The organism is Dolichospermum sp. UHCC 0315A (genome assembly GCF_008121535.1).
GTDB lineage: Bacteria > Cyanobacteriota > Cyanobacteriia > Cyanobacteriales > Nostocaceae > Dolichospermum > Dolichospermum lemmermannii.
The window spans coordinates 2,389,439-2,397,500 of the sequence record NZ_CP043056.1 but is presented as its reverse complement, the minus strand read 5'-3'; the positions used below and the strand labels follow the sequence as shown (position 1 = coordinate 2,397,500).

Annotated in this window: 8 protein-coding genes; 5 read left to right on the top strand and 3 right to left on the bottom strand. The window is 38.1% G+C overall.

All coding sequences use genetic code 11. The annotated features are described in order from the left end of the window. The first annotated feature begins 144 nt into the window (after positions 1-144). Together BMF77_RS11740 and lysS are read left to right on the top strand one after the other, a co-directional pair. Positions 145-504, top strand: coding sequence for a VOC family protein (locus tag BMF77_RS11740; RefSeq protein WP_148762962.1), 360 nt, complete (start codon positions 145-147; stop codon positions 502-504). A gap of 56 nt (positions 505-560) precedes the next feature. Next, a complete protein-coding gene (gene lysS, locus BMF77_RS11735) occupies positions 561-2,144 on the top strand; it encodes a lysine--tRNA ligase (protein WP_148762960.1) in 1,584 nt (527 codons plus the stop codon). A gap of 150 nt (positions 2,145-2,294) precedes the next feature. Here lysS and BMF77_RS11730 read toward each other — a convergent pair whose 3' ends face one another. The 3 genes from BMF77_RS11730 to BMF77_RS11720 form a co-directional block, all read right to left on the bottom strand. Continuing rightward, positions 2,295-2,591 (bottom strand): Uma2 family endonuclease, encoded by a 297-nt coding sequence (locus tag BMF77_RS11730; RefSeq protein WP_246863131.1) that lies wholly within the window; start codon positions 2,589-2,591, stop codon positions 2,295-2,297. 54 nt (positions 2,592-2,645) lie between these two features. Continuing rightward, positions 2,646-3,005: a hypothetical protein gene (locus BMF77_RS11725; protein WP_210422340.1), complete on the bottom strand. Its 360-nt coding sequence runs from the start codon at positions 3,003-3,005 to the stop codon at positions 2,646-2,648. 144 nt (positions 3,006-3,149) lie between these two features. Then, on the bottom strand, positions 3,150-4,412 hold the full coding sequence (locus BMF77_RS11720; protein WP_148762958.1) for an FAD-dependent hydroxylase: 1,263 nt from the start codon (positions 4,410-4,412) through the stop codon (positions 3,150-3,152). 397 nt (positions 4,413-4,809) lie between these two features. On the opposite strand from BMF77_RS11720, the gene BMF77_RS11715 reads away from it, so the two are divergent. From BMF77_RS11715 to gloB, 3 genes are all read left to right on the top strand, one after another. After that, positions 4,810-6,507, top strand: a complete 1,698-nt coding sequence (locus tag BMF77_RS11715; protein ID WP_148762956.1) for an AarF/ABC1/UbiB kinase family protein — start codon at positions 4,810-4,812, stop codon at positions 6,505-6,507. A 46-nt stretch (positions 6,508-6,553) separates the two neighbouring features. Then, complete coding sequence (locus BMF77_RS11710) at positions 6,554-6,934, top strand: hypothetical protein (protein ID WP_015079123.1); 381 nt, start codon at positions 6,554-6,556, stop codon at positions 6,932-6,934. Between the two features lie 335 nt (positions 6,935-7,269). Next, entirely contained in the window at positions 7,270-8,043 is a 774-nt protein-coding gene (gene gloB / locus BMF77_RS11705) for a hydroxyacylglutathione hydrolase (protein ID WP_148762954.1), read from the top strand. Positions 8,044-8,062 lie beyond the last annotated feature (19 nt).

Here is an 8,062-nt window from a genome sequence, read left to right as displayed (position 1 = left end):
ACAAAATAAATTGCATATTTAGGAAAGGGAATATCAAAATTGATGATGATTTAATAAAAAATATAGGTCATATTTATTTATATATTTTTAATCAATTACATAAGTCCTAATCTGACAGATAAAATTGTACTATATTAAAAAAAAATGCAAATTATACAGAGTCTTCACACTGCTATTCTAGTGACTGATTTAGAACGTTCGGAATATTTTTATAGCCAGATATTAGGATTAAATAAAGTAGAACGTCCTTTAAAATATCCCGGTGTTTGGTATCAAATTGGTAATTATCAACTTCATCTGATAGCTGCACCTACCGTACCAACTGATAAGCAACAGGAAAAATGGGGGCAAAATCCTCATATTGCTTTTTCTGTAGTTGATTTACAGGTTGCAAAGGATGAGTTAACCGCTAAAAATTATCCTTTTCAAGCTAGTGCTTCTGGTCGGGCGGCGATTTTTATTAAAGATCCAGATAGAAATATTATTGAACTTAGTCAACAATGAGATTATTCTCCATGACAAAAGTTAAAATGGATGGATTGTGAAAAGATAAATAGCAAATGTTTTGGGCTGATAAAATTGCTGCTGATGCAGTAGGCTACCAGGTAGTTAATGATTCTAAAACTCCATCAGGAAGAGTACACGTTGGATCTTTGCGAGGTGTGGTTATCCATGACGTGATTTACCGGGCTTTGAAACACGCAGGTAAACCTGTCAAGTTCTTGTATGGTGTGGATGACTATGACGCACTGGATACGGTTCCAAAATACTTAGATCAGGAAAAATTTTCTCCTTATTTGGGTTTTCCTCTGTGTAATGTGCCTTCTCCTGGTGATAATGCTAGTGATTATGCTAAATATTTCATTGGTGAATTTTTTGAGGTTTTTGAGTATTTAGGAATTAAACCAGAAACTTATTTTCTTCGAGATTTATATCGTTCTGGAAAGCTTAATTCCTATATTGACACCTTCTTAAAAAATGCCCATTTGGTGAGAGAAGCATATAAAGAAGTAAGCAAAGCTGACCGTCCAAGTAACTGGTATTCTTTTCAAGTTATTTGTGAAAATTGCGGTAAGATTGCCACAACTGTCACGACAGATTATAACGGTTCAGAAGTATTTTACACCTGCAAACCCGATGCAACTGACTATGTAAAAGGTTGTGGACATTCTGGCTGGGTTTCTCCTTTTAATGGTAATGGTAAATTACCTTGGAAGGTTGAATGGGTGGCTAAGTGGGATGTGTTGGGTGTAACTATTGAAATGGCTGGGAAGGATCATTCTCAAAAAGGTGGTTCTCGTGATGTTGCTAATGCGATTAGTCGTAAGGTTTTACAAAAGCAACCTCCTTTTCATTCTCCCTATGAATTCATTCTTGTGAATGGGACAAAGATGAGTTCTTCTAAGGGAGTTGGTTCGAGTGCAGAAGAAATTGCGGCTTTACTTCCACCGGAATTACTGCGCTTTTTAATGTTGCGAACTCAGCCAAGAACGGTAATTAATTTTGCGCCAAATTATGAAACTACTACTCGTTTATTTAGAGATTACGATACTTTAATTAACAAGTATTCTAAATCTCCTGAATTAACGGAGGAATTAATGCCGTTATTTTACGCACAGCTAGGGGATGAAGTTAAAACTTTCCAACCTTTTGATTTTAGTACGCTGATTTCTTTGTTGCAAGTTCCGCGTTTAAATATTCAGGATGAGGTTGTCCAACGTAGTCCACAGCCTTTAAATGAGTATGATCAGCAAATTATTAATCAAAGAATTGCTGCTGCACAATTGTGGTTACAAGATTATGCAGATGAGGAAGAAAAGTTAGTTCTCTATTTGGAACAAGTTCCAGACAAAGCTAATGATTTTAATGCGGAACAAGTTGCTTATTTGCAAAAATTGATGGAGAATTTGCAAAATATTCCTAATTGGGAAGCTGAGGAATTACAAACTATAATTTTCTCGACTACTAAGGAGTTAGGGATTCAACAACCAATTGCTTTTAAGGCTTTGTATCTATCTTTTTTAAATAAGGAACGTGGTCCAAAAGCTGGTGGTTTGTTGTCTTATCTGGAGAAGTCTTTTGTGATTTCCAGGTTGCAAGATATTGTGGCTTTGAATGCTGGTAAGGAAAAATTAGAAGTTTAAATTATTCTTGTTCCTTGTTCCCTGTCTCTGACAGGGAATACAGGTTATGAGGCTCTGCCTCATATTAATGTTAGCATAAGGCAGAGCCTTTTGATTGCATTCCCAGGTAGAACCTGGGAACGAGGAAAACGAGGAAACGAGGAATAACCATTAAATCCCTCGACGAAATTCTTTGATTGCTTCTAAGGGGGAAGATAACAAAAGACAACGATTCAATAAAGATAAATCTAATTTTGGCAACAATTCACTATTATTAACTTTCTCATATTCTTCTTGTCGTAAACAGTAAATTTCCAGCGTTCCATCTTCCCAAAACCAAACTTCTGGAACTTGCATTAATTTGTATTTCTTCAGTTTGATAGGACTACCACTGGTAATAACAATTTCAATACATAAGTAAGTTGGCGTTAAACAATCAACATATGTAACGAAATGTAAATTCGACAAATACCTTATAGATAGGTTATTTAAGGGTTTTTACGAAAAAAATGTATATTGATTTTATCGTGCCGACTTACTTAAATCTGGTCTATTTTTATCATTTTCTAAACAATAGGATAAATCGGCTTGATACTCAACTATACCAGGCAGAATTTGCGAATAACTACCACTGGGGAAAAATTCAATTTCCTCTATTTCAAAGTGTTTGGTTAGTAGTGCAGCCATTAAACTACTAATTGCTTCATGTGGTTTACTGATAGTCACAATTTCTAAAACTCTTTCACAATAAAATAAACGCACTCCTGGGACATTTTCAAATGCTTTTTGAATTGCTTGGAACTTTTCCCAAGTTACTCCACGACGGTAGAATCGTTGTTCTTCTTCTCCTAAATTAAGAGAATTTTCTAAAGTTTGAGTCATGATATCTCTCACTTTCCTTAGTTATTAGGTTGATGTTGTTAACTATTACAAGAAGTACATTTTTAAGGTGCGTCAGATATCAAAAATCTATTTATGGCTGGCTGAGTTATCGAATCTGACGCACCCTACAATAGGTTGGTGATTTCACCGTTTAGCTAATTCTGGAGTTTTTCCTTTTAAGCCAATCATTAATTTCAGGGCGAATATTTTAACCATGGGAACTCGCTGCATAATCCATAGACCCAAACGGCGAATTATGACTATTGGTAAGAAGTTGTTGGAAAAAACTCGATCTAATAAATCGGTGAAACCTAATATTGCGAGGTTTTCTTTTTTTCTCCAACTTTCATATTGCTTGAGAATGGAAATATTGCCAATATCTTGACGATTTTTATGTGCGGTTTGGATGATTTCGGCTAATGCGGCTGCGTCACGTATTCCTAAGTTTAAACCTTGTCCACCGACGGGATGACAATTATGGGCGGCATCACCAATTAATGCTAATCTAGGGAGAACATAGCGATCGCTCTGCATTAACTGTACCTGAAAAATAAATCTCTCTCCCAATAATTCCAATTTCCCCATTTGCTGACCATAGCGTTTAGTTAGTTCCGCTAAAAATTCCTCATCATTCAACGCACACAAAGCTTTTGCTTCTTCATGGGGTGCAGTCCAAACAATGCGACAACGGTTTCCCGGTAAAGGTAAAATGGCAAAGGGACCACTAGACCAAAATTTTTCGTAAGCGGTGTTATTGTGAGATTTTTCTGGTTTCACAAAGGCCACAATACATGATTGCCAATATTTCCAACCTTTGGTTTTAATGCCCGCAGCTTGACGAATGGGAGATTTTGAACCATCAGCAGCGACTAACAATTTACTGCGAATTATCCGATTTTCGTCGCCAATTTTGATATTAATAGTAACTATATCTCTCTCATTTTGCGTACTTACTACTTCCGCTGGACACAAGATAGTTACATTTGGACAACTTTGCACAAATTCCTGTAACGGTTCTAACAGTGCATAATGTTCCGCTACAAAACCTAACTCTGGTGTCCCTAAATCAGTAGTTTGGAAATTGACTACATCGGGATAATCAGCATCAGAGAGACGAACTCGGTTATATTTGGCAACATTGGGGAGAATTTTATCCCATAAACCAATTCCTTGGAAAATTTGTGCGGACAGCATATGTACAGCATAAGCCTGTCCTTTAGCCACTGCGGCTGATGCCACTCTAGCTTCAATAAGGAGGATATTTAAACCAGAGTCTTTCAAAGCAGCGGCTAAGGTTAAACCGACAATTCCACCACCGACTATGACCAAATCATAATCATATCCCCAGTAGGTTTCTGTGGGGGTGTGGGGAGAGGAAAGAGTGGGGGTAAGCTGGGAGAGGGACATTGTGAAGATAAATTACATAGTTTTAATTATTATTGTGACGCATAATCTGGCATTAATTCCCGCATAGCTTGGATTTCACTGCTGGTTATTTGCATAGCTGATTGATATTTCTGACTGGGTGGTGTCAAAATTAACTACATTACGGAAAGGCTTTAGTCATTAAAAAAAGATAAAATACCCCAAATACATACAAAAAGTTTGTACTTTTATAAAGTATAATGAAGAAAAAGATCAATAGATCTAGCTAAATAGGCTTATTTCTTCACCTATTGCGCCTAGATCCGGTTAAAGTTTCTTTCTAAACTAAAAAGTACCATTTTCCTGTGCCAACAACTAAGTTAGCATTCATAATCAAGGCGACGGTGTAAATTTCCCAGTTGAAGAGGCAAATAAAGGCGTGGGTCAGTATCAATCTGATGAATTGAAGCAGTATAATCCAGAAGCGTTGCCCTGGGCAAGCGCAGCTACCAATCGTTACTTTCGCTACCGTCCCTGGTTAGTATGGGGGCGACTACTGAGAATAATCTGGTCTTTTGCCGGATTTATATTCAGTCTCAAGTGGGACGACTGGCAAGACGAGGTAGAGGAAAATCAAGGGAAACGCGCTACCCAGTTGCGAACCCTACTTACCGATCTGGGTCCGACATTTATTAAAGTTGGTCAAGCCCTCTCGACTCGTCCCGACTTAATCCGCAAAGATTTCTTAGCAGAACTAATCAAGTTACAAGACCAGTTACCACCTTTTGATAATGATCTGGCATATCAGATCATTGAAACAGAATTAAATCGCTCAATTGGCGAAATCTTTCGGGAACTTTCCCCTCAACCCGTAGCAGCGGCTAGTTTGGGTCAAGTCTACCGGGGTCGCTTACTCAGTGGTGAAGAAGTGGCAGTCAAGGTACAACGCCCCAATTTACGCCCGTTACTGATAAAAGACCTGTATCTCATGCGTTGGGTTGCCAGTTGGCTTGCTCCCTGGCTACCGCTCAATCTCGGCCACGATTTAACTTTAATTGTGGACGAGTTTGGCACAAAGTTATTTGAGGAAATTGATTACATCAATGAAGGTCACAATGCGGAAAAGTTTGCCCATAATTTCCGTAATGACCCCCAGGTAAAAATTCCCAGTATTTACTGGAATTATACCAGCACTCATGTTTTAACCCTAGAATGGATTAATGGCTTTAAACTCACAGATACTCAGAATATTCAATCTGTAGGTTTAGACCCAGAAGCCATCATTCAAATAGGTGTAACTACTGGTTTACAACAACTATTAGAGCATGGTTTTTTCCATGCCGATCCTCATCCTGGGAATTTGTTCGCTATGGCCGATGGTCGCATGGCTTACATTGATTTTGGTATGATGGATCAATTAGAGGAAACCACTAAGGAGAATTTAGTTGATGCTTTAGTGCATTTGGTAAATAAGGATTACGCTGATTTAGCGGAAGATTTTGTCAAATTGGGCTTTTTGGCAGCGAACACTAATATTGCCCCTATTGTGCCGGCATTAGAAGCGGTATTAGGAAATGCTATTGGTAAAAATGTCCAAGATTTCAACTTCAAAACCATTACCGATGAGTTTTCGGAATTGATGTATGAATATCCTTTCCGTGTACCGGCAAAGTTTGCTTTAATTATTCGTTCTTTGGTGACACAAGAAGGAATTGCGCTGAGTCTGAACCCCAATTTCAAAATTGTGGAAGTTGGTTATCCCTATATCGCCCGACGATTATTAACTGGGGAATCTCCCGCATTAAGGCGACGGCTATTGAATGTGTTGTTTAAAGATGGTAAATTTCAGTGGCAAAGGTTAGAAAATCTGATTACTATTGCTCGCACTGATAGCAATTTCGATGTTTTACCAACAGCGAAGATGGGTTTGGAATTCATCCTTTCCGAAGAGGGTAAATTTCTCCGTCGTCAGTTGGTTTTAGCTATCACTGAAGATGACCGTTTGCACACAGAAGAAGTCCAAAGTCTGTGGGATTTAGTCAAGGACGATTTACCCCCAAATCGTTTACTAAATGTCGCCATTAGCCTGTTAACAGAGTTCTCTAGAGAAGGTGTAGCAGCTATTTTAGCTAAATAATCTGTTACCAAATAAAAATGAATTTTAATAACAACCAGGAGTTTTAATGTACTATTACCCTCTGCAACCACCCTACTTTTTACTATTAGTTGGTTTTCTCACGGCTTTCACTTCTGGGTTAGCTTTATCTGGAACATTGAAGGTAATTGTCCAGCAATGGCCACAGGATAAATCTCCTAAAGAAAAGACTAATACCCGTTCTTTTTATAAACAATTATTAGTACCATTTATTGGTATTACTGGTGGTTCTTGCTTATTTCTTTGTTCTGGTTTTGAGATATTTGGGTTTCCTTTAGGAATGGCTTTAAGTATCGGTTTACCTATGAGTCTGCTAACTTGTTTCTTTATTTGGCGGCAGTTGGGAGGTTTGCTAGATTATGTTAAAAGCGAAGGAATGCAGTCTTTGGATTTAGATTCTTGGTCTTAATAATATCATTTTGTCTGAATCAGGATGTCCAGGATTCAAGGATTAACAGGATAAAGAAATTAAATTCATTGTCTGAATCAGGATGTCCAGGATTAAAGGATTTACAGGATAAAGAAATTAAATTCATTGTCTGAATCAGGATGTCCATGATTCAAAGATTAACAGGATGAAGAAATTAAATTCATTGTCTGAATCAGGATTTCCAGGATTAAAGGATTTACAGGATGAAGAAAATAGGTATCTTATTACCAATCACCAATTACCAATCACCAATTACCAACTAGATAACTAGCAACTTACTATTACTGATGATAGTTTTTGAGGAGAAAAAGCTAATGCAGATAATCCGTTTACCGGTACTTTCAGATAATTATATATTTTTACTGCATGATCCAGTGCGGAATATTGCGGCTGTTGTTGATCCTGCGGAAGCACAACCAGTTTTAGAGGAACTGAGAAAACTCAAGGCTGATTTAGTAGCAATTTTTAATACCCATCATCATGGCGATCATGTGGGTGGAAATACAGGGTTGATGAAGGAATTTCCCGATGTGAAAGTTTATGGAGGTGCGGAAGATCGGGGGAGAATTCCGGGACAACAGGTGTTTTTGCAGGAAGGCGATCGCATCCATTTTAGCGATCGCACTGCTAATATATTCTTTGTACCTGGACATACTCGCGCTCATATTGCTTACTATTTCCCCCCAGCAAGTCCAGGAGAGCCTGGAGAATTGTTTTGTGGTGATACATTGTTTGCGGGAGGTTGTGGTCGTTTATTTGAAGGTACACCGGGGCAAATGGTAGATTCTTTAACTAAACTCCGGGCTTTACCTGATCATACTCGCGTCTGGTGCGCCCATGAATACACTTTAAGCAATTTGCGTTTTGCGGTGACTGTGGATGCTGAAAATGCAGATTTACAAAAGCGCTACCAAGATGTTAAAGCTCAACGGGATGGGAATGAAGCGACAGTTCCATCAATACTAGGAGTGGAAAAACTCACAAATCCTTTTTTACGTTGGGAAGAACCATCTCTACAAGCAATAGCGAAAAGTAAAGAAGGAGTCCAAACCTTTGCCCGGATTCGAGGGATGAAGGATAATTTTTAGTCAGTTGTCAGTTGTCAGT

Excerpts from the sequence above, each read along its gene's own strand:
- BMF77_RS11710 (WP_015079123.1), top strand. The coding sequence starts at position 6,554 with ATGTACTATTACCCTCTGCAACCACCCTACTTTTTACTATTAGTTGGT.
- BMF77_RS11740 (WP_148762962.1), top strand. The coding sequence starts at position 145 with ATGCAAATTATACAGAGTCTTCACACTGCTATTCTAGTGACTGATTTA.
- BMF77_RS11725 (WP_210422340.1), bottom strand. The coding sequence starts at position 3,005 with ATGACTCAAACTTTAGAAAATTCTCTTAATTTAGGAGAAGAAGAACAA.
- gloB (WP_148762954.1), top strand. The coding sequence starts at position 7,270 with ATGCAGATAATCCGTTTACCGGTACTTTCAGATAATTATATATTTTTA.
- BMF77_RS11720 (WP_148762958.1), bottom strand. The coding sequence starts at position 4,412 with ATGTCCCTCTCCCAGCTTACCCCCACTCTTTCCTCTCCCCACACCCCC.
- lysS (WP_148762960.1), top strand. The coding sequence starts at position 561 with ATGTTTTGGGCTGATAAAATTGCTGCTGATGCAGTAGGCTACCAGGTA.